Annotated in this window: 22 protein-coding genes; 10 read left to right on the forward strand and 12 right to left on the reverse strand. The window is 53.1% G+C overall.

Annotation, left to right across the window (positions count from 1 at the left end; all coding sequences use genetic code 11):
• Position 1: 1 nt before the first annotated feature.
• On the reverse strand, positions 2-532 hold the full coding sequence (gene rppH / locus FND52_RS09980) for an RNA pyrophosphohydrolase (RefSeq protein ID WP_125295292.1): 531 nt from the start codon (positions 530-532) through the stop codon (positions 2-4).
• A gap of 441 nt (positions 533-973) precedes the next feature.
• Here rppH and FND52_RS21935 point away from each other — a divergent pair, with 441 nt between their 5' ends.
• The 4 genes from FND52_RS21935 to FND52_RS09995 all read left to right on the forward strand — a co-directional run bounded on the left by FND52_RS21935 (position 974) and on the right by FND52_RS09995 (position 3,440).
• Positions 974-1,123, forward strand: a complete 150-nt coding sequence (locus FND52_RS21935) for a hypothetical protein (RefSeq protein WP_376749936.1) — start codon at positions 974-976, stop codon at positions 1,121-1,123.
• A 90-nt stretch (positions 1,124-1,213) separates the two neighbouring features.
• Positions 1,214-1,894, forward strand: a complete 681-nt coding sequence (gene mutH / locus FND52_RS09985) for a DNA mismatch repair endonuclease MutH (protein ID WP_125295293.1) — start codon at positions 1,214-1,216, stop codon at positions 1,892-1,894.
• 172 nt (positions 1,895-2,066) lie between these two features.
• Positions 2,067-2,285: a YgdI/YgdR family lipoprotein gene (locus FND52_RS09990; protein WP_125295294.1), complete on the forward strand. Its 219-nt coding sequence runs from the start codon at positions 2,067-2,069 to the stop codon at positions 2,283-2,285.
• 114 nt (positions 2,286-2,399) lie between these two features.
• Positions 2,400-3,440, forward strand: coding sequence for an NADP(H)-dependent aldo-keto reductase (locus FND52_RS09995; RefSeq protein WP_125295295.1), 1,041 nt, complete (start codon positions 2,400-2,402; stop codon positions 3,438-3,440).
• Positions 3,441-3,470: 30 nt separating this feature from the next.
• Here the strand turns inward: FND52_RS09995 and lplT are convergent, their stop codons facing one another.
• Complete coding sequence (lplT, locus tag FND52_RS10000; RefSeq protein WP_144130686.1) at positions 3,471-4,664, reverse strand: lysophospholipid transporter LplT; 1,194 nt, start codon at positions 4,662-4,664, stop codon at positions 3,471-3,473.
• A complete protein-coding gene (aas, locus tag FND52_RS10005) occupies positions 4,657-6,813 on the reverse strand; it encodes a bifunctional acyl-ACP--phospholipid O-acyltransferase/long-chain-fatty-acid--ACP ligase (protein ID WP_144130687.1) in 2,157 nt (718 codons plus the stop codon). The genes lplT and aas overlap by 8 nt, the downstream gene beginning before the upstream one ends.
• A 628-nt stretch (positions 6,814-7,441) precedes the next feature.
• Between aas and galR the strand changes: the two genes are divergently transcribed.
• Positions 7,442-8,449 carry an HTH-type transcriptional regulator GalR gene (gene galR / locus FND52_RS10015; protein ID WP_125295299.1) on the forward strand — a complete coding sequence of 336 codons (1,008 nt, stop codon included), beginning with the start codon at positions 7,442-7,444 and terminating at the stop codon, positions 8,447-8,449.
• On the opposite strand, the gene FND52_RS10020 is transcribed toward galR, so the two are convergent.
• Together FND52_RS10020 and lysA are read right to left on the reverse strand one after the other, a co-directional pair.
• A complete protein-coding gene (locus tag FND52_RS10020) occupies positions 8,446-8,895 on the reverse strand; it encodes a GNAT family N-acetyltransferase (RefSeq protein ID WP_144130689.1) in 450 nt (149 codons plus the stop codon). The two genes, galR and FND52_RS10020, sit on opposite strands and share 4 nt — an antisense overlap.
• 30 nt (positions 8,896-8,925) lie before the next feature.
• Positions 8,926-10,188 (reverse strand): diaminopimelate decarboxylase, encoded by a 1,263-nt coding sequence (lysA, locus tag FND52_RS10025; protein ID WP_125295301.1) that lies wholly within the window; start codon positions 10,186-10,188, stop codon positions 8,926-8,928.
• A 125-nt stretch (positions 10,189-10,313) separates the two neighbouring features.
• Here lysA and FND52_RS10030 point away from each other — a divergent pair, with 125 nt between their 5' ends.
• Positions 10,314-11,240: a LysR family transcriptional regulator gene (locus tag FND52_RS10030; RefSeq protein ID WP_144130690.1), complete on the forward strand. Its 927-nt coding sequence runs from the start codon at positions 10,314-10,316 to the stop codon at positions 11,238-11,240.
• Here the strand turns inward: FND52_RS10030 and FND52_RS10035 are convergent.
• Positions 11,227-11,925, reverse strand: a complete 699-nt coding sequence (locus FND52_RS10035; RefSeq protein WP_144130691.1) for an aspartate/glutamate racemase — start codon at positions 11,923-11,925, stop codon at positions 11,227-11,229. The two genes, FND52_RS10030 and FND52_RS10035, sit on opposite strands and share 14 nt — an antisense overlap.
• Positions 11,926-12,085: 160 nt before the next feature.
• Here FND52_RS10035 and FND52_RS10040 point away from each other — a divergent pair, with 160 nt between their 5' ends.
• Complete coding sequence (locus tag FND52_RS10040) at positions 12,086-12,409, forward strand: cupin domain-containing protein (RefSeq protein WP_144130692.1); 324 nt, start codon at positions 12,086-12,088, stop codon at positions 12,407-12,409.
• Between the two features lie 102 nt (positions 12,410-12,511).
• Here FND52_RS10040 and kduD read toward each other — a convergent pair whose 3' ends face one another.
• From kduD to FND52_RS10065, 5 genes are all read right to left on the reverse strand, one after another.
• On the reverse strand, positions 12,512-13,273 hold the full coding sequence (gene kduD, locus FND52_RS10045; RefSeq protein ID WP_043865925.1) for a 2-dehydro-3-deoxy-D-gluconate 5-dehydrogenase KduD: 762 nt from the start codon (positions 13,271-13,273) through the stop codon (positions 12,512-12,514).
• A gap of 414 nt (positions 13,274-13,687) precedes the next feature.
• Positions 13,688-14,089: a type II toxin-antitoxin system PemK/MazF family toxin gene (locus FND52_RS10050; RefSeq protein ID WP_144130693.1), complete on the reverse strand. Its 402-nt coding sequence runs from the start codon at positions 14,087-14,089 to the stop codon at positions 13,688-13,690.
• Between the two features lie 11 nt (positions 14,090-14,100).
• Positions 14,101-14,451: a hypothetical protein gene (locus tag FND52_RS10055; RefSeq protein ID WP_144130694.1), complete on the reverse strand. Its 351-nt coding sequence runs from the start codon at positions 14,449-14,451 to the stop codon at positions 14,101-14,103.
• A gap of 225 nt (positions 14,452-14,676) precedes the next feature.
• Positions 14,677-15,858: an acetyl-CoA C-acetyltransferase gene (locus FND52_RS10060; protein ID WP_125295307.1), complete on the reverse strand. Its 1,182-nt coding sequence runs from the start codon at positions 15,856-15,858 to the stop codon at positions 14,677-14,679.
• A 230-nt stretch (positions 15,859-16,088) separates the two neighbouring features.
• Entirely contained in the window at positions 16,089-16,796 is a 708-nt protein-coding gene (locus FND52_RS10065; RefSeq protein WP_125295308.1) for a phage antirepressor KilAC domain-containing protein, read from the reverse strand.
• A gap of 808 nt (positions 16,797-17,604) precedes the next feature.
• On the opposite strand from FND52_RS10065, the gene FND52_RS10070 reads away from it, so the two are divergent.
• The 3 genes from FND52_RS10070 (at position 17,605) to pdxY (ending at position 21,218) form a co-directional block, all read left to right on the forward strand.
• Entirely contained in the window at positions 17,605-18,975 is a 1,371-nt protein-coding gene (locus FND52_RS10070) for a tyrosine phenol-lyase (RefSeq protein WP_125295309.1), read from the forward strand.
• 111 nt (positions 18,976-19,086) lie between these two features.
• Positions 19,087-20,349, forward strand: a complete 1,263-nt coding sequence (locus FND52_RS10075) for an aromatic amino acid transporter (RefSeq protein WP_125295310.1) — start codon at positions 19,087-19,089, stop codon at positions 20,347-20,349.
• 11 nt (positions 20,350-20,360) lie between these two features.
• Positions 20,361-21,218, forward strand: coding sequence for a pyridoxal kinase PdxY (pdxY, locus tag FND52_RS10080; protein WP_144130695.1), 858 nt, complete (start codon positions 20,361-20,363; stop codon positions 21,216-21,218).
• Between the two features lie 430 nt (positions 21,219-21,648).
• Here pdxY and FND52_RS10085 read toward each other — a convergent pair whose 3' ends face one another.
• Complete coding sequence (locus FND52_RS10085; protein WP_125295312.1) at positions 21,649-22,275, reverse strand: helix-turn-helix domain-containing protein; 627 nt, start codon at positions 22,273-22,275, stop codon at positions 21,649-21,651.
• Between the last annotated feature and the right edge of the window lie 34 nt (positions 22,276-22,309).

Consider the following 22,309-nt stretch of genomic DNA (forward strand, 5'->3'; position numbering starts at 1 on the left):
CTTAACCTCTTTTTCGTCGATAAGCAGGCGCGTGATGGCGCACTGGCGCTGCTTCCTGCAAAGCCATAACTACGCTGGCAAACTCTTTCATGACTCGACGGTACACATCGCGCTTAAAGGAGACTACCTGACGCACCGGATACCAATAACTAACCCAACGCCACCCGTCAAACTCAGGCGTACTGCTGGTCTGCATATTGATATCGGAATCATTGCTAATCAATTGCAGAAGAAACCATTTTTGCTTCTGGCCGATACAAACCGGCTTTGTGTCCCAACGCACCAAACGTTTCGGTAATTTATAACGCAACCAGTTTCGGGTTGTAGCGAGGATCCTGACGTCTTTTCGCTGTAATCCGACCTCTTCGAAAAGTTCACGGTACATGGCCTGCTCTGCCGATTCGCCGGGATTAATACCACCCTGCGGAAATTGCCAGGAGTGTTGGCCGAAGCGTCTCGCCCACATGACCTGTCCCTGACGATTACAAATTACGATACCAACATTTGGGCGGTAGCCATCATCATCGATCACCGGACTACCTCGATAAAAAACAAAATATCATCGATTGTTTCACACTCCTGAAAAACGGTAAACCACTATCCTGACGGGGCACAAAGGTATAACAATTGAATAACTCACAAAAAAAGATGAGGTTATGAACAGGCTGCGTCCAATACGGGGAATTTTATTCACTTTTTCTGTGGATATCGCTGTGAAGAAGTATCGAATTTCCCAGGGAAAACTCCGGATAACCTTTTGTACCTTGTCGCGGGCTCGCCAGGCATTTTTACGTTTATCATCGACTTAACAGAGGAATTTTTGTTGCTGCCTTTCATTACGTGATCCACATCACAAGGTTGATCCTTATTATGTTTAAAGATCGAACAACGTCGTTTTTATCCACAGTTTGTGCCCCTTACTTAAGCGTTAATTGTTCAAAAACTCGATATTGCTCGCACGTCAAGCCTGTAAATTGAACCAGTGTTAAGCAGTTTTACCAGTTATCCCATTTTTCTGTGGATAACATGGTGTAAGATCCTGTTTATTGTCAGTGACCTAATTTGGAAAACCCAATTAAGGCAGCGATTTTTACCCATGAATAACCTTTATTTCATCTTGTAAATCATTAGGTTAATATCGCCGCGCTGAAAGTTTTTCCCGCTGTGTATAAGCGGCCTGGTAACAGTACATTTTTTAACCAAAGGAAGTTTTATGATCGCTCCGCTGTCGGGTCCGCCAGAAAATGAGAGCCAGTTGTTAAGCCAGGCGCAGGCGCTGGCAGGCTATACGCTGAGCGAACTGGCCGCCCTGGCGAACATCCCCATTCCAAAGGATTTACGTCGCGATAAAGGATGGATTGGCGTGTTGCTGGAACGCTGGCTGGGCGCTACGGCGGGCAGTAAACCCGAGCAGGACTTCGCGGCACTGGGCGTAGAGCTTAAAACGATTCCCATTGACCGCTATGGACGCCCGCTGGAAACCACCTTCGTCTGCGTGGCGCCGCTGACCGGCAACACTGGCGTGGTATGGGAGACCAGCCATGTACGCCATAAGCTAAAACGCGTGTTGTGGGTACCGGTAGAAGGCGAACGCAGCCTGCCGCTGGCAGAGCGGCGCGTTGGCTCGCCACTGCTGTGGAGCCCTTCGCCCGCGGAAGAACAACAGCTACGTCTCGACTGGGAAGAGTTAATGGATTTAATTGTACTTGGCCAGGTGGAGCGCATTACCGCCCGGCATGGTGAAGTGTTGCAGCTTCGCCCCAAAGCGGCGAATAGCAAAGCATTAACGGAAGCGATTGGGATGCACGGTGAGCCGATTCTGACGTTGCCGCGCGGCTTTTATCTCAAGAAAAATTTCACCGCTGCGCTGCTGGCGCGCCATTTTTTATTGTAATCCACCCCGCCAGGACAGGTTTTTTTGCGCCACGCCATCCAACCGGGTTATGTATTTCTGTTACCCGTCCTCAACTTTGGTTGCAGTTTTTAAGACTTACCTGCTGTTTTCCTCCACTTTTTCCCGCTATTACTAAAGGGACATCACACCAATTTAGACGAGGCGCATAACAATGAAGAAATGGGCTGTAGCAATTTCTGCTGTCGGTTTGGCATTCGCCGTATCAGGGTGTAGCAGCGATTACGTTATGGCAACCAAAGATGGCCGGATGATCCTGACGGAAGGAAAGCCGCAGGTGGATGACGACACCGGCCTGGTTAGCTATCGCGATATCCAGGGTAATGAAATGCAGATTAACCGCAACGAGGTTTCTCAAATTATTGAACGTTGAAGTTAAAAAGGTCAGTTAATACTGGCCTTCGTTTTTTTAGCCCACACTCTTCCCCTTTTGTTTCCCCTCTGCCATGTTTATATCCCCCATAACCACAATAAAAGGTAAGCGGCTATGCAATATCACCGTATTCCCCACAGCTCGCTGGAAATCAGCACCCTGGGGCTGGGAACCATGACGTTTGGTGAACAAAATAGTGAAGCCGACGCCTGGGAACAGCTCGATTACGCCGTCAGCCAGGGCATTAATTTTATCGATGTGGCAGAGATGTATCCGGTGCCGCCGCGCCCGGAAACACAAGGGCTCACTGAAACTTATGTGGGCAACTGGCTGAATAAACGCGGTTTGCGCGACAAGCTGGTTCTCGCGACAAAAGTCAGCGGGCCGCCGCGGGCTGGCGATGCGGGTATCCGCCCCGATCAGGCGCTGGATCGCAAAAATATCCGTAACGCACTGGATGCCAGCCTGAAGCGCCTTCAGACCGATTATATTGATTTATACCAGGTTCACTGGCCGCAGCGCGCCACCAACTGCTTCGGCAAGCTGGGCTATAGCTGGAGCGACAGCGCGCCGCCGATTACGATTCTGGAAACGCTTGAAGCGTTAACTGAATTCCAGCGCGCCGGGAAGATCCGCTATATCGGTGTCTCTAACGAAACGCCCTGGGGCGTGATGCGCTATCTGCATCTGGCGGAAAAACACGATCTGCCGCGCATTGTCACTATCCAGAATCCCTACAGCCTGCTGAACCGCAGCTTTGAAGTCGGTCTGGCGGAGGTGAGCCAGTATGAAGGCATTGAACTGCTGGCCTACTCCTGCCTCGGGTTCGGTACCCTGACCGGCAAATACCTCAACGGCGCGAAGCCCGCTGGCGCACGCAATACCCTGTTCAGCCGCTTTACCCGTTACAGCAGCGAACAGGCCCAGAACGCTGTGGCAGCCTATGTTGAGATTGCGAAGCGCCATCATCTTGACCCGGCGCAGATGGCGCTGGCTTTTGTTCGCCAGCAGCGTTTTGTTGCCAGCACTCTGCTGGGCGCAACCACAATGGACCAGTTGAAAGCCAACGTCGAGAGCCTGAACGTGACGCTGGATGAGGCGGTGCTGGCTGAACTGGAAGCCGTTCATCAGCGCTATACCTACCCTTCGCCATAAAAATTAAGGGGCGGATATCCGCCCCTTGTCTTATACCTTCTGACGCCGCTGCCAGAGCCACAGCCCGGCGATCGCCAGCGCAAACAGCACGCCAAACCCTATACCGATACCCACGACCGGCAGGCCGACTTTCACCGCCAGCGAGTACAGGCCGAGCATTAACAGCATGGCGCTGTTTTCGCCCAGGTTTTGCACCGCAATGGCATTACCTGCACCGACCGAACGTTTCCCGCGGTCCTGAAGCAATGCATTAAGGGGCACCACGAAAAAGCCGCCGAAAATCCCCAGCAGCATAAGCAGCAGATAGGCCGGGAGCGGGGTTTGCTGAACGGCGAACGCGACAACCGCCACGCCGATTAAGATCCCGGCAGGCATACAGCGGGATACCGTTTCCAGAGTCACCAGCTTCGCCGCCGCACCGGCCCCCACCACGATCCCGATAGCGACCATGGCGTTGAGATAGGTTGGCGTAGCGTTGTCGGTAATGCCCAGCGCCACCGGCACCCACAGCACCAGCAAAAAGCGCAGCGTAACGCCCGCCCCCCAGAACAGGCTGGTACCCACCAGCGTGAAGCGGGTTTCGCCGTTGTTCCACAGCTGGCGACAGGCGGCAAAAAACTGCCGGACCATGGTAACAAGATTCCAGGATTGCCCCGGACGCGCCGCCGCCAGTTTAGGGATATACAGGTTCGCTACCACCGCGCCCGCATAAAACAGCGCGCAAACGCCGAGCGCTGCGCCGATGTGCCAGTCCGCCAGCACGCCGCCCGCTACCGACCCCATCAGGATCGCCGCAATGGTGGATGACTCCATCAGCCCGTTGGCTTTAACCAACTTGTCACCGGTCGTGATTTCCCCCAGGATGCCGTATTTCGCAGGCGAATAGGCCGCCGCGCCAACGCCAACCAGGGTATACCCGACAAACGGATTGAAACCGGTGGCGATAACCAGTGCGCCGATCAATTTCAGGCTGTTGGCAACCATCATCACCCGCCCTTTGGCGAAGCTGTCGGCAAACTGCCCGACAAACGGCGCGAACAGGATATACGCCCCGACAAACACCATCTGCAGCACCGGCTGGCTCCAGTCCGGATAAAACTGGGCTTTCAGTACCGCCAGGGTAGCGAACAGCAAGGCGTTATCGGCGAAAGCGGACAGGAACTGGGCGGCGATCACCGCCATCATTCCACGCGAGCGCAACGAGGTATCGGCAATGTCATGCATTTTGCTGTTCCTGTTCAACCATGCCTTTGAGGGTGACGAAATCAGGTTTGCCGCTGCCCAATACCGGCAACTGTTTCACAACGCGGATATCACGCGGCACCGCTAGCTCCGGTATACCGTGCGTACGGGCGTATTGCTGCAAGGCGTCGCGGGTTAATTCACCGTCGGTAGTAAACAGCACCAGCGCTTCGCCTTTGCTCGCATCCTGTTTTACCACGGTTGCGTGAAGCTTTTCTGGCGAAACGCCGGTCGCCATCTGTTCAACCATCTCCAGCGAAACCATCTCTCCGGCGATTTTGGCAAAGCGTTTGGCCCGACCCTGAATCTGGCAGAATCCTTGCTCGTCGAAGGCAACGATATCCCCGGTGTCGTACCAGCCATGCTCCAGCTCGCCCTGGGCATTTTCCGCTGTGGGCGCTTCCAGCACGCCGGGGTTTTCGACCCGCAGATAGCCTTTCATGATGTTCGGCCCTTTCAGCTGCAGCCGCCCGCCCTGTTCGATGCCCGGCACTTCAAGCAGGCGCGCGTCCATACCCGGCAAGATACGCCCGACGGTGTGAGGTTTTGCCGCCATCGGCACGTTAATTGATACCACCGGCGCGCACTCCGTGACGCCATAGCCTTCCAGAATGCGCAGGCCAAATTTGTCCTGCCAGATTTGCCGGGTGCTTTCCTGGAGTTTCTCCGCACCTGCCACCACGTAGCGCACCCGGAAGAAATCATACGGATTGGCGAAACGGGCATAGTTGCCGAGGAAGGTGGACGTCCCGAACAGCACCGTACAGTTACGGTCATAAACCAGTTCCGGAACGATGCGGTAATGCAGCGGGCTGGGATAGAGAAACACTTCCGCACCGGTAAACAGCGGTGTAAACAGCCCGACGGTTAAGCCAAAAGAGTGAAACAGCGGCAGCGCCGACATAAAGCGATCTTTCGCGGTGAAGTCGGCAATAGTGCGAATTTGTTCAACGTTCGCCAGCAGGCTTTTATGGCTATGCACCACGCCTTTTGGATTGCCTTCCGAGCCGGAGGTAAACAGCACCATCGCGGCGTCTTCCGGTTCCTGCTTCACCTGCGCCAGACGCGGCATCAATACCCGGGAGAAGATCCACAGTTTATCCGCGCCCGTGACGTCGCCCTTGAGATCTTCAAGGAATACCCAGCGCACCTGAGTGAGCTGCTCCGGTAAATGCCACAGCTTGCCTTTATCAAGGAACTGGCGCGAGGTAAACACGGTTTTGATTTGCGCGGCGGTGATAGCGCTGCTTAATCCTTTAACGCCCGCAGTGTAGTTCATCATCGCCGGGATGCGCCCGCGCACCGTTGCGCCGAGGATCACCGCCGCGCTGATGGCGGCGTTAGGCAGCATCAGCCCGATGGTTTCACGCGGCGCGCTGTATTTCTCCAGAATGCGCGCCACAAACAGCGTTTTGGTCAACAGTCCGCGATAGCTGTCGGGCTTGAAGTTAATATCTTCGATGCAGTGTTTGCCTGCACCATAGCGGTACTTTGCCGCCAGAAAAGCCTCGTACAGCGTCTCGCGCGGGCGCACCGCCATGCGCGCTTCCATCATGATCTGATGCAGCATTTCACCGGCAATTTTACGCCGTTCACGGGCGCGCGGTGCCTGCGGCATTTCCAGCGTGGTCGGCGGCAGTATATGAATATTAATGGTGGGGAACAGGCGCTGTTTTACCAGGCCTTTCAGGCGGCTGAAAAAAGTCAGTTCCGCGCCTTCGATACGAATCGGGACGACTGTTGCCTGGGATTTTGCCGCGACGAAACCCGCGCCCTCGTAGATTTTCATCAGCGAACCAGTCACCGTCAGACGGCCTTCCGGGAAAATCACCACCGGCCTGCCCTGCTCAATCAGGCGTACCAGATATTTCACCGACATCGGTTTGGTCGGGTCCAGCGGAACAAAATCAATCAGCGATTTTAACCAGCGCATGTACCACTGCTGGCTAATAGAGGTGTAAACCGCAAACACCGGGCGGCCAGGCAGAAACAGCGCCAGCAGGATACCGTCAATAAACGAGACGTGATTAGGGATAATCAGGACGCGGGGCGCGCTCAGCGAACGCGTGTCGCCATGAAGCCTGACCCGGAACAGAATGCGGCATAAAGCGCGAAAAAAACCGAAAAGCATCTCAACTCCCTTTGCATTAGCAATGAAAAATGGACATTTGCGGGCAGATTACACGAGATAACTCAGGTTGCGTTAGTGTAGCAGGGATAAAAAAAAACCTGCGCGTCTGCGCAGGTTGGTGCAAGTGTTGGAACGGAATTCTCACCAATCAATACCTCTGGGTCCTTTAATTCTGTAGCCCATAGCGCCGCTACGCCACGAGAAATACGCAAGGGAGATTGTTGAAGTGAAACCAGGTGTGTAAAAGCTCGCGGGGTGTAACAGATTGGTTGAGGCAAAAAAAAACCTGCGCATCCGCGCAGGTTGGTGTAATTCAAGTGAGCAGCAAAAACGTTGCTAACTCCACCTATCAATACCTCTGGGATAACTACTGTATCAGCAGCGCAATTTGGCTCGCCAGCGGCCAATCGCAACAGCCTACGGCAAAGTGTAACTAAAGGTTTTAACAGACATTATTACCGCCGTTTCGGTTACAAATACCGGGTATTTGTCTGTGTAACGCCGTCGTAGCGCCTTGTGTTTTTTCCGCCAATTTGCGACGTCACCATCAGCGGCGGCCTTGTGTCCGTGCCGGTTTTCCGTAAGACTTAACCTTGTGTAAACGCTTACCCTCAGGACAAAGTCATTTATGGCGACGATTAAGGATGTAGCGCGGCTCGCAGGAGTGTCTGTCGCCACGGTCTCACGAGTTATTAATGCTTCACCGAAAGCCAGCGACGCCTCGCGGGCGGCGGTGCAAAGCGCCATGGAACAGCTCAACTACCATCCGAACGCCAATGCGCGGGCGCTGGCCCAGCAAACCACAGAAACCATCGGGCTGGTGGTGGGTGATGTTTCCGATCCGTTTTTCGGTGCGATGGTTAAGGCGGTGGAACAGGTGGCCTACCACACCGGCAATTTCCTGCTGATCGGCAACGGCTACCATAACGAGCAAAAAGAGCGTCAGGCCATTGAGCAGCTTATCCGCCATCGCTGCGCGTCACTGGTAGTGCACGCCAAAATGATCCCCGACAGTGAACTGATCCTGTTGATGAAACAGATCCCCGGCATGGTGTTGATCAACCGGATCGTCCCCGGCTTCGAGAAACGCTGCGTGGCGCTGGACGATCGTTACGGCGCCTGGCTGGCGACCCGCCACCTGATCCAGCAGGGCCATACCCGCATCGGTTACCTGTGTTCCACTCATGCGATTTCCGATGCCGAAGACCGTCTACAGGGCTATTACGATGCCCTGAAAGAGCACGGTTTGCCCTGCAACGATCGCTTAGTGACGTTTGCCGAACCGGATGAAAGCGGCGGCGAACAGGCGATGACGGAACTGCTGGGGCGCGGCAAGCAGTTTACCGCCGTGGCGTGTTACAACGACTCAATGGCGGCAGGCGCGATGGGCGTGCTGAATGACAACGGCATCGATGTGCCGAAAGAGATTTCGCTGATTGGTTTTGATGATGTGTTGATTTCGCGCTACGTGCGCCCGCGCCTGACCACGGTGCGCTATCCCATCGTGACGATGGCGACCCAGGCGGCGGAGCTGGCGCTGGCGTTAGCGCAAAACCAGACGCCGTCGGAAGTGACGCATCTGTTTAGCCCTACCCTGGTGCGCCGCCATTCCGTTGCGGCGCTGGCCGAAAGCTAAAGCGCCTTGTGATACAGGTGAACGGTTTTATTCGGGTACTCCAGCCCATCGCCGATGTAGCCCCAGCCAAACCGTTCATAATAATCCCGGCAGGCGGAATAGAGGTAAAGCGCATCAAAACCGGCCTGGCGCGCCGCGCCCATCACATGCTCCTGCATAATTCCGCCTAAGCCTTTGCCCCGCGCCGCTTCATCAATGTACAGCGCCGCCAGCCACGGCGTGAGATCCTGGCGGCTGATCAGATCGCAACGCCACAACCCCACCGTTCCCAGCAGCTTATCGCCCTCCAGGGCGATAAAGGTCAGCGGCAGAGCGCCCGGCGTCTGGCTGTGATGAATGATATCGGCGAAAAAGGCGCGCGGCTGTTCCGGGCCAAACGCCTGCCACAGCCAGTCGATTACCCGTTCGGCATACTGTGGATACTGATAAAGCGGAACAATTTGCACGCCCTCTCCTCTGTTGGTAATTTGGCTGGCTTACAGCAGTTCCAGCGCCAGTAGCTCTTCGATAGTCTGACGACGGCGAATGAGTTTGGCCACACCGTTATCGAATAACACTTCCGGCAACAGCGGACGGCTGTTGTAGTTGGACGACATCGACGCGCCGTAAGCCCCGGTATCATGGAATACCAGATAATCACCGGTGGTGACGACAGGCAGCGCGCGGGTTTCCACTTTGCCGCCTTCCTGCTGAGTAAAAACATCGCCTGATTCGCACAGCGGCCCGGCAACCACGGTGTCAACGGTTTGCGCATCAGTCAGATCGCGACCATCAGCCGCCAGTGCCGTAATGTGGTGGTAGCTGCCGTACATGGCCGGGCGCATTAAATCATTAAACCCGGCATCCACCAGCACAAAATGCCGGGAACCCATGTTTTTCACGCTTCTTACCTGCGCCACCAGCACGCCAGATTCCGCAACCAGGAAACGGCCCGGCTCGATCTCCAGTTTTACCGCATGGCCGAGATGACGGGCGATTTGCTCGCGAGCGGCATTCCATAAGCCAAAATAGTGCGCGGTATCAATGGCCTCTTCGCCTTCACGATACGGGATCGATAAGCCGCCGCCCGCAGAGATGGCTTCCAGATCCTGGCCAAATTCAACCACCTGGCGCACCATCGCGCCACACACCTGCTCGAGATGGCCGTAATCCACGCCGGAACCGATGTGCATATGAATGCCGACCAGTTTCAGGCCATGACGCTGCATCACCGCCAGCGCCTGGGGCAGATCGCTATACCAGATGCCGTGCTTGCTGTTCTCGCCACCGGTGTTGGTTTTCTGGCTATGGCCGTGACCGAACCCTGGGTTGACGCGCAGCCAGACGCGGTGGCCCGGCGACACGCTGCCCAGTTGATCCAGCATATCCACCGAACCGGCATTAACCGGGATCTGGAGTTCACGCACTCGCTCCAGCGTCGCGGCGTCGATCACATCAGCCGTGAACACGATGTCATCCGGATGCCGTTGCGGATCGTAGCCCGCCGCCAGCGCACGCTCAATTTCACCCAGCGACACAGAATCCACCTTCACGCCCTGCTCGCGCATCAAGCGCAAAATATGGATGTTGGAGCAGGCTTTCTGGGCAAAACGCACTACGTCGAAGGCCTGAAGCTGGGCGATTTGCCGACGAATAATTGCCGCGTCGTAAACCCACACCGGGCAGCCAAATTCGGCAGGCAGGCGCAGTAAGTTATCGGCATTAAGGTCGGTGTCGTGCTGGTGCAGTGAACGTGGCATAGCGGGCTCCTGAATTCGTTTCGCTTATTACGCCACAGCGGTTAACGAAGAAAAAATATCGATTTCTACACAGTCTATGCAAATATGATATGGATAACGTGTTGTGATTATAAAGGATGCCCCTGATGCCCGCCGTAACGTTGCGCCATATAGAAATTTTCCATGCGGTAATGACGGCTGGCAACGTCACCGAAGCCGCCGCGCTGCTGCACACTTCGCAGCCCACGGTGAGCCGCGAGCTGGCGCGCCTCGAAAAGCTGACGGGCCTGCAACTATTTGCCCGCAGCCGGGGGCGGCTGCATCCCACCGTGCAGGGGCTGCGCTTGTTTGAGGAAGTGCAGCGTTCGTGGTACGGGCTGGACCGCATCGTCAGCGCGGCGGAAAGCCTGCGCCAGTTTCGCCAGGGTGAATTATCAATCGTCTGTCTGCCGGTATTTTCCCAGTCGTTTTTACCGTTGCTGGTGCAGCCGTTTCTGGCGCGCTATCCCGACGTCAGCCTGAATATCGTGCCGCAGGAGTCGCCGCTGCTGGAAGAGTGGCTTTCCGCCCAGCGTCACGATCTCGGGCTCACTGAAACCCTCACCACGCCTGCCGGAACGGAGCGCGTTCCGCTGTTGACGCTAAATGAAGTGTGCGTGTTGCCGCAGGGCCATCCGCTCGTGCAGAAGGATTTACTGACGCCCCAGGATTTCAACGGTGAGAATTACATTAGCCTGTCGCGTACCGACAGCTATCGACAGTTGCTGGACGCGCTATTTAGCGAGCACGACGTGAAACGTCGGATGGTGATGGAAACGCACAGCGCGGCGTCGGTGTGCGCGATGGTGCGCGCGGGCGCGGGGATATCCGTCGTTAACCCGCTTACCGCGCTGGACTATGCGGCAAGCGGCGTGGTGGTGCGGCGCTTCAGCATTGAGGTGCCTTTTACCGTGAGCCTGATCCGCCCGATACATCGCCCGGCGTCGGCGCTGGTTGATGCTTTTTGCGAGCATCTTCAGCGTAACCAGAACCTTTACACCACGCCACTGGAGGCGCTGCTTACGCCTCGCTAAGCATAAAATTGACCGCATCTTCCGCATGCAGCGCGGCGGTATCGAACAGCGGTAGCGGAGACTGCTGCTGATTGAGCAGCAGGCCGATTTCGGTACAGCCAAAAATTACGCCCTGCGCGCCCTGCTCCGCCAGCCGGGTGATAACCTGCTGGTAGTAACGACGGGATTCATCGCTAAACACGCCCAGGCACAGTTCCTGAAAGATGATCTGGTTGATGCGCTCGCGCTCGGCTTCATCCGGGATCAGCGTAGTGATGGCGAATTGCTCGGTTAACCTGCCGCGATAGAAATCCTGCTCCATGGTGTAGCGGGTGCCCAGCAGCGCAACTTTATCCATCCCACTTTGCGTAATGGCGCGGCCAGTCGCATCGGCGATGTGCAGAAATGGCAGCGAACAGGCCGCTTCGATATGTCCGGCCACCTTGTGCATGGTGTTGGTGCACAAAACGATGGCATCGGCCCCGGCTTTTTGCAGGCCGCAGGCGGCATCCGCCAGCATCTCACCGGCTTTATCCCAGTCGCCGCTCGACTGGCAGGCTTCGATGTCATGAAAATCGACGCTATGCAGCACCAGCTTTGCAGAGTGCAGCCCGCCGAGCCGGGCTTTTACGCCTTCATTAATAAACCGATAATAGGGAATCGTCGATTCCCAGCTCATACCACCAATCAGACCCAGGGTTTTCATTTTTCACCTCCGTAATCTTCAAGGTATAACAAAACCGCCTGCTGGCGGGAAGCGATAAACATTTGTGATCGGCGGCGCAGTTCACAGCCACAACTTATATTTAAATGAACGCCTGATATAGAATATTTGAAACGTTGTTTCACTAATTAGAGGCAAGCAGATGTTTATTCCCCATAACGCAACCAAACTGGAAGATTTAGGCGGCGGCGTGACCCGCAGGATCCTGGCCCATAACGGCAGAATGATGGCAGTGGAAGTGAATTTTCAGGAAGGCGCCGTGGGTGCAATGCACAACCATCCGCACGAGCAGCTGACCTACGTGCTGTCCGGCGAATTTGAATTCACCATCGGCGATGAAACCCGTCGCGTCACCGCAGGCGATACGCTGTATAAAGAGCCGCATATTATGCACGGCTGCGTCTGTATTAAAGCAGGCACCCTGCTGGATACCTTTACGCCGATGCGCGAAGATTTTCTTAAGTAAAAATGCATTTATCGCCGGGGAAACCCGGCATTTTTTTATCCAGTCCACAGCAAAAAGCCCGTCAGCGTTTCCACTGACGGGCTTTTACGCTTCTGGAGCGGATTAACGCGCCAGCCAGCCGCCATCTACTGCAACGGTGTAGCCGTTGATGTAGTCAGATGCGCTGGAGGCCAGGAATACGATCGGCCCCTGCAGATCGCTCGGCAGACCCCAACGGCCCGCCGGGATACGGTCCAGGATCTCAGCGCTACGCTGTTCATCAGCACGCAGCTGCTGGGTGTTGTTGGTGGCCATGTAGCCCGGTGCGATAGCGTTAACGTTGATGTTGTGCTTCGCCCACTCGTTAGCCATCAGGCGGGTGATCCCCATTACGCCGCTTTTAGAGGCGGTGTAAGACGGTACGCGGATACCGCCCTGGAAGGAGAGCATAGAGGCGATGTTGATGATTTTGCCGCCTTTACCCTGAGCAATAAACTGTTTGGCTACCGCCTGAGACATAAAGAACACGGATTTGATGTTCAGATTCATTACGTCATCCCAGTCGGTTTCGCTGAAGTTGATCGCATCTTCGCGACGGATCAGACCCGCGTTGTTAACCAGAATGTCGACATGGCCGAATTCTGCGACCGCACGCTCCAGCAGTTCCGGGATCGCGTCGATTTTACGCAGATCGGCTGTCAGGCTCAGGAAACGACGGCCCAGCGCGGTAACGCCTTCGATCGTCTCAGTCGGTTCTACAATGTTGATGCCGACGATATCGCAACCCGCCTGCGCCAGACCCAGCGCCATACCCTGGCCTAAGCCGGTATCACAGCCAGTCACAATCGCAACTTTACCTTCGAGAGAGAATGAATCCAAAATCATGGTGGTTTCCTTAGTGTTCCCGCCTGTCACAGACAGATGCATATTCACAACGGTGTACCTGACGCGATTGGTCGCGGATCAGTCGCAGTGTATTCACACCTGAACTGCCTACGGCCGGTTAACACCTTTCGCTATTTGTCGTTACCGTCAAAGCTTCAAAACGCTATTTCTTGCTACTGCAAAACATCGTTTCGTTTTCGTTTGTGGGATTATACTAGCCCCTCTAAAACACGTTTTCAATTATAACTAAAACAATGTTTCATTTTTTGAGGTACCAAAGTACGAATTTGGAATTAGGATCACGAAACCTCAGCAGCACCTTTTTGTTACGCCGATTAAACGCGTCCGTAGCCAGGTAATCGGCAGACGTTACCCGGCCCCGTAGTGGCTGTTTTGTTAACGCATAGAGAGTGTTTAAGTTCGGTTTTGCCAGGCCGAACGCATCACAGAAACGAACGCAGGCGGAAGGACGCCCATCTTAGGCAAAGGGCGCTTTTTCTCAAAACCGGGCGCTATCTGAAACCAGTCGGCGGTAAAGGGCAATTTCTCAATTTTGTTGAGATCAAATTTAGTGGGGCGGCAAAGCCCGGCGGTGTCTAGCTGCTCGTCAATCACAAATTCCCCGGGATAGACCTGCCCCGGCCCGGTTTTTTGGGATGTGCCGTAAGCGATAAGCACCGCCTGGAGCGCAGGAAAAGCATTCAGGATTAGCCCTGGCCGGGGCTTTGGCCCCGGCTGGCCCAATTCCTCATGTTGGGGAAAATGACACCAGACAATATCCCCGGCAGCGGGTAACGGGTTGAAGTTAATAGCCATAAGCGTCCTGCTTATTTAAATAACGGCGAGTCCAGGTCGTTCTCAGAGATATCGAGACCAGACAGGTTGCGAATAGCGGCATGCTGTTTTTCAGTCAGCGGGCCATCATCCGGTGCATAGGCAGGCAACACTTCTTTAGCCAGGTTGCGCAGCGCTTTATGAACCAGTTCGGTTTGATTCAATGCCAGTTCTTCCATCAGACGCACAAATGTCTCCTCACTAATGCCAAATTCATTGTCACGAGAACGTAACTGAAACAGAAATTTCTTTGGCGCACCTTTTTTTGCTACGGAATAAGGTTCTGCCGTCCCTGAATCGCTGTTGCCGCTCCCTGTCTTTTTGCTGGTTGATTTATCCGTCATCGTGTTCACCCTCTCACCGAGTTATATATACAAAGTATATAGCAACACGACGGAGGCAGCACGTATTTTGTACAGCTGGCTTAGCGTTCACTGGAAAATTAACAGGGAAAGACAGGGCGTCATAGCGGGATAAACCGAACCTACGAGACATCTCGCAAACAACAGAAGACAGTAAAGGATAAGTATCAGAGAGGCTTACGCGGCCAGACAGAGCCGCGTGGGTGGTTAATCGCGTTCAATCGCCAGCGCAACGCCCTGACCGCCGCCGATGCAGAGTGTCGCCAGCCCCTTGCGGGCATCGCGCTTCACCATTTCATGCACCAGCGAAACCAGAATACGGCAGCCGGACGCGCCGATAGGGTGGCCGAGCGCAATCGCGCCGCCGTTGACGTTGACTTTGCGCGGGTCCCACTCAAGCACTTTACCGACCGATAGCGCCTGCGCGGCAAAGGCCTCATTGGCTTCAATGAGATCAACATCGTTCAGCTGCCAGCCCGCCCGCTCAAGGCAGCGGCGCGTGGCGTATACCGGGGCGATACCCATTAAGGCCGGATCGACGCCGATGCTGGCGAAGGCGCGAATGCGTGCCAGCACGGGGAGATTGAGTTCTTCTGCGCGGCTGGCGCTCATCATCATTACCGCCGCTGCGCCGTCGTTAATTGTCGAGGCGTTACCCGCCGTCACGCTGCCGTGAGAATCAAATGCTGGCGCAAGGCTCGCCAGGCCCTCCGCGCTGGCATCGGTACGCGGCTGCTCGTCGGTATCTACCAGAACATTTTTGCCGGGCGCTAATTCCACTTCCACCGGCACGATTTCGTCACGAAAACGGCCGCTATCAATCGCCACGCGCGCCTTATGCTGGGAAGAGAGCGCATAGGCATCCTGAAGTTCGCGGCTGATGCCATATTCCCGCGCCAGATTTTCCGCCGTGACGCCAATGTGATAATCGTTGAACGCGTCCCACAGCCCGTCATGCACCAGGCTATCGATCAACTGGCTGTTGCCTAATTGCGCACCGGTGCGGCTGTCGGTGAGCACATGCGGGGCGCGGCTCATGTTTTCCTGGCCGCCCGCGATCACCACATCGGCTTCACCGCACTGAATCGCCTGAGTGGCAAGGTGCAGCGCTTTCAGGCCCGATCCGCACACGTCGTTAATAGTTATGGCTGAAACCGCCCAGGGCAGGCCGCTGTTAAGCGCGGTTTGCCGCGCTGGATTCTGCCCGGCCCCGGCCGTTAACACCTGGCCCAGAATCACTTCATCCACATCAAAAGGGTTGATGCCCGAGCGTTCAATCAGCGCTTTAACCACCACCGAGCCCAGCTCGACGGCAGTACGACGCGCAAGCGCGCCCTGGAAGCACCCGATAGGCGTTCGCGCTGCGCCGACAATCACCACATCTTTCATTTTCAACCTCTCAATGACAGGACTGAAATAGAGTAGCGATTGTTATCAAATAATTTCGTAAATGTTTAAAAAATGGTGAACAGAGTCACACAGTAAAAACGTATGACGTTAGCTGAAACGCGTATATGGCGGGAAACGAACAGGAAAAACAGAAATAAAACAGGCCACAAGCAATGACCTGTCGTTATGGGCAAGATGCCCCACGTGGTAACGCGGGGCGGGTTGGATCATCAGGCCGCAACGCTTTTCGGCTGAGAAGAGAGATGCCCTGCCCACAGGTTAGCGATCCATTTCACGCCCCGGGCGGTAAAACGCGCCTGAGAAAACGTGTGCTGGTTTTCACCCACGCCTGAACGCAGCGTGAAGTAGCCTGCCTGCATATGATGCGGTGGCGGCGTCAGCGTACCGTTGGTGCGATACATAATGTTGCGCTCCAGCAAAAACTGACGGAACTCAGGCTCTTTCACTTTCAGCATCTTACAAACCTGCCGGAACCCCAGCGAATCTTCAACCTGTATGAGATGGTCAAATAATTCCGCCTTTGGCAAGGTGATCGCCAGCTGCTGCTCTGCCATCTGGCGCTGCTCATACTGTTCCGCCCAGGCGCGCGCAGCAGCGGCCGGGTTGGTGAAGTCAGGGATCTCTGCGCGCTGTTCGCGCTCCTGCCACCAGTCCAGCACATTCGCCGTAAAACCAGGAGAAACGCGCGCGACGGCCAGCAGCGAATCACGCTTGTTCAACAGGTACTCCTGATAGCTCTCCCCTTCCCGCTCAAACTGGTTGATAACGAGGGGTTGCGACAGACGCTGAGCCGTTTCCAGACTTTTAATGATACGTTTCACTTCGCCGTGAGTTATGCCCGTCAACGTAGCAATTTCACGGCTGCTCATTGTGACTGATTGATCCAAAGAATGTCGGTTTAAAGAAGGATTCATCATAGGCCTCACCACTTACTCACAAACAGCAACACCCTGGCGGGTAGTAGAAATAGTATACAATGCACTGTTTAAATATCCAGTATTTTTTATGAACAATTTACCTTAGGGAAATCAGGTAATTCGCGCACTTTTCACTGGATGCCCATACAGTCACATTGTAAGAAAGCCTTATGTCGCGCCTCATTTTCGCCTCAGCTTGTCGTTCGGGTCTCGTGTTCAGGAGGGCGCGCCAAAGAGAAAATTGCCCGATGGGGCCATTAAGAACCCTACGAGCGCTGGGCAGGGATAACGCCAGGTCTGGAGCAGTTTTATTCTCACGATGTAATAATCCTATGAGGTAGTAATACAGGCTTTCGATGCGTGTAAATAAAAATTTACACGTTATTTTCAGGCCTAGCATTATATTGTCTAAAAATAATGACTTCGTTCTCAGTTTTCCTACCAGAATAAGTTCACATGAAAGTAAAAGAAAAAAACAGGAAACTGAAAATACCAACACTTTACATATTTAGCTATTAGCGAGGTATTTTAAGTTAAATCCTCACCTGGTAATTCATTGATTTTATATCGCTCTTTTAAAATACAGTGACTCAGGTCACGGGTTTTACAGATGTGCTAAAAAGATGGTTTGGCAAACTGTTGCCAGACTATTTCAACGGCGGAATGTTTAACGCATAATCGCTCTGCCTTAACATTTTACGAATATTTAAACAGGGTGCTAAACCCGGAAACTATTCCGCCTCGGAGTTCAGGCGGGACGATATGCTTTAAACCAATGAATACCACCCGATAAAACGGAGATAGTTAAATGAATTTTCCAGCAGAACCGTTCCGTATTAAAAGCGTTGAAACCGTTTCTATGATCCCACGCGATGAGCGTATTAAAAAAATGCAAGAAGCGGGCTACAATACTTTCTTATTAAATTCGAAAGACGTGTATATCGATCTGCTGACCGATAGCGGAACTAACGCCATGAGCGATAAACAGTGGGCCGGAATGATGATCGGCGACGAAGCTTATGCGGGTAGCGAAAACTTCCATCATCTGGAAAGAACGGTTCGTGAACTGTTCGGCTTTAAACATATTGTTCCTACTCACCAGGGGCGCGGCGCAGAAAACTTATTATCGCAACTGGCAATTAAACCGGGTCAGTATGTTGCGGGTAATATGTATTTCACCACCACCCGTTATCATCAGGAAAAAAATGGCGCGACCTTTATCGATATCGTTCGTGATGAAGCGCACGACGCCACGATTGAAGTTGCCTTCAAAGGCAATATCGATCTGAAAAAATTGCAGAAACTGATCGATGAAAAAGGCGCGGAAAATATTGCCTATATTTGTCTGGCGGTAACCGTTAACCTGGCAGGCGGCCAGCCGGTATCGATGGAAAATATGCGTGCCGTTCGCGAACTGACTGCCGCGCACGGAATTAAAGTGTTCTATGACGCCACCCGCTGCGTTGAAAACGCCTATTTCATTAAAGAGCAGGAAAAAGGTTACGAGAACACCAGCATCAAAGACATCGTTCATGAAATGTTCAGCTATGCCGACGGCTGTACCATGTCCGGTAAGAAAGACTGCCTGGTGAACATCGGCGGCTTCCTGTGCATGAATGATGATGAGATGTTCTCTTCCGCTCGCGAGCTGGTCGTGGTTTATGAAGGGATGCCTTCATACGGCGGTCTGGCGGGACGTGATATGGAAGCCATGGCAATTGGTCTGCGCGAAGCGATGCAGTATGAATACATCGAACATCGTATCAAGCAGGTTCGTTACCTCGGCGAAAAACTGAAAAGCGCGGGTGTTCCGATTGTCGAACCGATCGGCGGCCATGCGGTATTCCTGGATGCTCGTCGTTTCTGCCCGCATTTGTCACAGGATGAATTCCCGGCACAGAGCCTGGCGGCCAGCATTTATATGGAAACCGGCGTACGCAGTATGGAGCGCGGCATTATTTCCGCTGGACGTAATAAAGAGACCGGTGAACACCACAGACCGAAACTGGAAACCGTACGTCTGACTATTCCACGTCGTGTCTATACCTATGCACATATGGACGTGGTCGCTGATGGTATCATCAAGCTGTATAAGCACAAAGAAGATATTCGTGGCCTGAAGTTTGAATATGAACCGAAGCAACTGCGTTTCTTTACGGCTCGCTTTGATTACATCTAATTCAGTATTTGGCCCTGCCTCGTTGCAGGGCCTTTTTGTTTCTGAACGAGGCCGTTTAAAAATTGAGTATAAATGCTGTAAATAACAATATTTTTTTACAGGAACATTATTATGGGTATTCATAACCCCGCTCAAAATGGTACCCCTGGATTAACCAGTGGTGCAGTGCTCGTGATTGCCACCGTTATTGGCGGTGGCATGTTTTCTCTTCCGATTGCCATGGCCGGCGTATGGTTTACCGGCGCGACCGTAATTTTAATCGCTATTGCGCTGATGATGTTATTAACCGGTTTGATGTTAGTTGAAGTTAACCTGCATTTTGAACCCGGGGCCAGCTTTAATACCTTTACCCAGGAACTGCTGGGGAAGAAATGGAACATTGTTGTTGGTATCGCGTTTGGCTTTGTTTTATATATTCTCACCTATGCCTATATCTCTGGTTCGTCGGCAGTATTGAGCCAGACCCTTATGAAATATAGTGGGATCCATTTCCCGGCTAAATTTTCGGTTATTGTCGTTACGCTGTTTGTCGGCATTATTGCCTGGTATAGTTCCTTACTGGTTGGCCGTATTACCACAGTACTTATTCTCGGTAAGTTTATTGCTTTCTTTGCTACCTTTTCCGGGCTGGTCAGCCATATAGAGATCGCTAAACTGTTGGATAGCGCCTCCGTCGCCATACCGGGCACCAGCTATCTTCCCTATGTGCTGATGACATTACCGTTTTGTATTATTTCATTCGGCTTTCATGGCAACGTGCCAAGCCTGGTAAAACTCTACGGGAAGGACGGTGTGCCCAATATCACGCGCTCAATCGTGATTGGAACCGTGTTTGCGGTACTGCTGTATATCTTCTGGCTGGCCGTGACCATGGGGAACATTAGCCGCGCTTCGTTCTCGCCGATTATCGCTCAAGGCGGCAATATCGATGTCTTCGTTGAGGCCATCGGCGGAATTTTTACCAGCCGCTATATGGATCTTATCCTGACCTTCTTCGGAAACTTCGCTGTGGCAAGTTCATTACTCGCCGCGACGCTGGGGCTTTTTGATTACATTGCCGACCTGTTCCACTTCCCTAACGATCCGCTGGGCCGTTTTAAAACCACGCTGGTGACTTATCTTCCCCCGGCGTTTGTCTGTTTCTTTTTCCCTAACGGCTTCGTGTACGCCATAGGCTACGCCGGTTTAGCGTTCACCATCTGGAGCGTCATTCTGCCACCATTCCTGGTGAAAAGCGCACGGCGCCGTTATAGCTCGGCGATTTACACCGCTCCCTGTAATAACACAATGTTGAATCTGGTTATTGTCTGCGGCGTTATTGTCTATCTGACGGTCGTGCTTGACGTTCTCGGCTGGCTGCCAGCATTTAAGTAATTGAGGGTATTATGAAAAACGTATTATCAATCCAGTCCAGCGTGGTGTACGGCTACGCGGGTAATAAAGCCGCCGTATTGCCGATGCAGCTGTTGGGTATTGATGTCTGGCCTTTTCATACCGTGCAGTTTTCTAATCACACCCAATATGGGCACTGGCAGGGAATGGCGTTGCCGCCGGGCCAGTTAACTCATGTGATTGCCGGGCTGGAGCAAAACGATAAATTGCCTGAGTGCGATGCCGTTTTGTCGGGTTATCTCGGGGACAGCAGGCAGTGTGAAGAGGTGGCGCTGGCCGTGAATCAGGTGCGTCGTTATAACCCGAAAGCGCTCTATTTTTGCGATCCCGTCATGGGACATCCGGCAAAAGGTTGCGTGGTGGCTAACGGTGTCGATACGTTTTTCAAGAACGAAGCCATTGCGCTGGCAGACGTGATGGGCCCCAACTTACATGAACTGGAAATATTATCCGGCAAGACGTTGAATACCTTTGATGAGGTGGTGTATGCGGCACAGCAGCTGGTCGCACAAGGCGTCAGTAAAGTGTTAGTCAAACACCTGGGGAAATGTGCTAAAGATCCCGCCGCTTTCGAGATGCTTATGGTCACCGGACGGCAGGTTTTGCACATTGCACGCCCGCTGTATCTCTTCCCTAAGCAGCCAGTTGGCGTAGGCGATCTGACCTGTAGCGTTTTACTTGCAGGCTTGCTGAACGGCTTCGATGATATTACCGCGCTGGAGTATAGCGCTAATATTGTCGATGCCGTGATGCGCCATACCTGGCAGCGAGAAAGTTATGAGCTGGAACTGATTGAATCACGGCATTTCATCATGAATCCGGTGATTCGTTATGCAGCAATGAAACTGTAGCCGCATTAACCCGAGGTGAAGGATGTTTCTGACGCTTCTTAAAATTCAGTTTCCACTTGTGCACAGATTTGCATTACTGCGTATCCTGCTAATTACATTGCAGTTATCAGGGTTGCGAAAGAAGAAGCAATAAAAGGCAAAGTTGCACCCCGGTTTGTTGTGCGGGGTGCAAGCTTGCTAATGGCACGCTTAAGCCCGGAAATAACGCGGCGGGATCAACGCAGCAAAAGCATCGATTTTGTTGAGAAGTTTTTTGCAGAAAGACATTTTGCTAACCTCAGTGTGATACAGGTCACATATTGTACCCTTCCCGTTACGAAGCGCCAATATCCTCACGTCTTCCTTGTCAGTTTAAGTGTAAACCTGTCTGTAAATAATTTTGCTTTCGCTGCGTAATTATTTAACGTCCCATCCCTGGTAACCCGGCAATTTAGTAATTTAGCGGTAGCTTATGAACGGCAATAAGTTTGCCTTTTTGCATTTCGATGTAGTTCCCCTTTCGCAGCGCAGAAAGCATTTCAGCAATCACTGAGCGGGAGATATGAGTATGAGTTTGAATATAGTTAATGACGCCAATCTGAGAGCGCAGCTCTATGTCCCAACTTGCCATAGTTAATAATGTGGAACGAATTTGTGCGTAAGTTGAGGTGCCAATAAATTGTGCATCGCGCCATTCGAACCAGCGCATTTGATAAGTCTGCCAGTGACAAAATGACTTCCAGAGCCCCTGTTTATCAATAACATCCATCGCGCGACTGACGGGTAAGGAAAATCCGGTGCAGTTCGTTTTAGTCACGATCTTATAATTTAAGGGACTGGGGATAGGATCGCCGGATAAACTGAGTAATACAGGTGCAGCAAGGAGTTCAACATGGATATCATTGTTTTCTCTCCAGATATCCAAAAACCCTTCTTTAAAATACCAGCACTGTTGCTCGCCCTGCTCGTTAGAAAAACTTAATTCCTCACCTGCGGCAATACTAAAGCTCATAGCGCAAGGACTAAGATGGCTGCGAAGAATCTCTAAATGGCTTAACGGTTTTACCAAATCTAACATGTGATTAGTCCATTCACTGTCGAGAATCCATTCC

Source organism: Atlantibacter subterraneus (assembly GCF_007570865.1).
Lineage (GTDB): Bacteria > Pseudomonadota > Gammaproteobacteria > Enterobacterales > Enterobacteriaceae > Atlantibacter > Atlantibacter subterraneus.

What these genes read in the sequence shown, in the direction of transcription:
- galR (WP_125295299.1), top strand. Translation starts at nt 7,442, where the DNA reads ATGGCGACGATTAAGGATGTAGCGCGGCTCGCAGGAGTGTCTGTCGCC.
- FND52_RS10030 (WP_144130690.1), top strand. Translation starts at nt 10,314, where the DNA reads ATGCCCGCCGTAACGTTGCGCCATATAGAAATTTTCCATGCGGTAATG.
- FND52_RS10050 (WP_144130693.1), bottom strand. Translation starts at nt 14,089, where the DNA reads ATGGCTATTAACTTCAACCCGTTACCCGCTGCCGGGGATATTGTCTGG.
- kduD (WP_043865925.1), bottom strand. Translation starts at nt 13,273, where the DNA reads ATGATTTTGGATTCATTCTCTCTCGAAGGTAAAGTTGCGATTGTGACT.
- FND52_RS10040 (WP_144130692.1), top strand. Translation starts at nt 12,086, where the DNA reads ATGTTTATTCCCCATAACGCAACCAAACTGGAAGATTTAGGCGGCGGC.
- FND52_RS10060 (WP_125295307.1), bottom strand. Translation starts at nt 15,858, where the DNA reads ATGAAAGATGTGGTGATTGTCGGCGCAGCGCGAACGCCTATCGGGTGC.
- FND52_RS10035 (WP_144130691.1), bottom strand. Translation starts at nt 11,925, where the DNA reads ATGAAAACCCTGGGTCTGATTGGTGGTATGAGCTGGGAATCGACGATT.
- aas (WP_144130687.1), bottom strand. Translation starts at nt 6,813, where the DNA reads ATGCTTTTCGGTTTTTTTCGCGCTTTATGCCGCATTCTGTTCCGGGTC.
- lplT (WP_144130686.1), bottom strand. Translation starts at nt 4,664, where the DNA reads ATGCATGACATTGCCGATACCTCGTTGCGCTCGCGTGGAATGATGGCG.
- FND52_RS10055 (WP_144130694.1), bottom strand. Translation starts at nt 14,451, where the DNA reads ATGACGGATAAATCAACCAGCAAAAAGACAGGGAGCGGCAACAGCGAT.
- FND52_RS09990 (WP_125295294.1), top strand. Translation starts at nt 2,067, where the DNA reads ATGAAGAAATGGGCTGTAGCAATTTCTGCTGTCGGTTTGGCATTCGCC.
- mutH (WP_125295293.1), top strand. Translation starts at nt 1,214, where the DNA reads ATGATCGCTCCGCTGTCGGGTCCGCCAGAAAATGAGAGCCAGTTGTTA.
- pdxY (WP_144130695.1), top strand. Translation starts at nt 20,361, where the DNA reads ATGAAAAACGTATTATCAATCCAGTCCAGCGTGGTGTACGGCTACGCG.
- FND52_RS10075 (WP_125295310.1), top strand. Translation starts at nt 19,087, where the DNA reads ATGGGTATTCATAACCCCGCTCAAAATGGTACCCCTGGATTAACCAGT.
- lysA (WP_125295301.1), bottom strand. Translation starts at nt 10,188, where the DNA reads ATGCCACGTTCACTGCACCAGCACGACACCGACCTTAATGCCGATAAC.
- FND52_RS10070 (WP_125295309.1), top strand. Translation starts at nt 17,605, where the DNA reads ATGAATTTTCCAGCAGAACCGTTCCGTATTAAAAGCGTTGAAACCGTT.
- FND52_RS10065 (WP_125295308.1), bottom strand. Translation starts at nt 16,796, where the DNA reads ATGATGAATCCTTCTTTAAACCGACATTCTTTGGATCAATCAGTCACA.
- FND52_RS09995 (WP_125295295.1), top strand. Translation starts at nt 2,400, where the DNA reads ATGCAATATCACCGTATTCCCCACAGCTCGCTGGAAATCAGCACCCTG.
- FND52_RS10085 (WP_125295312.1), bottom strand. Translation starts at nt 22,275, where the DNA reads ATGTTAGATTTGGTAAAACCGTTAAGCCATTTAGAGATTCTTCGCAGC.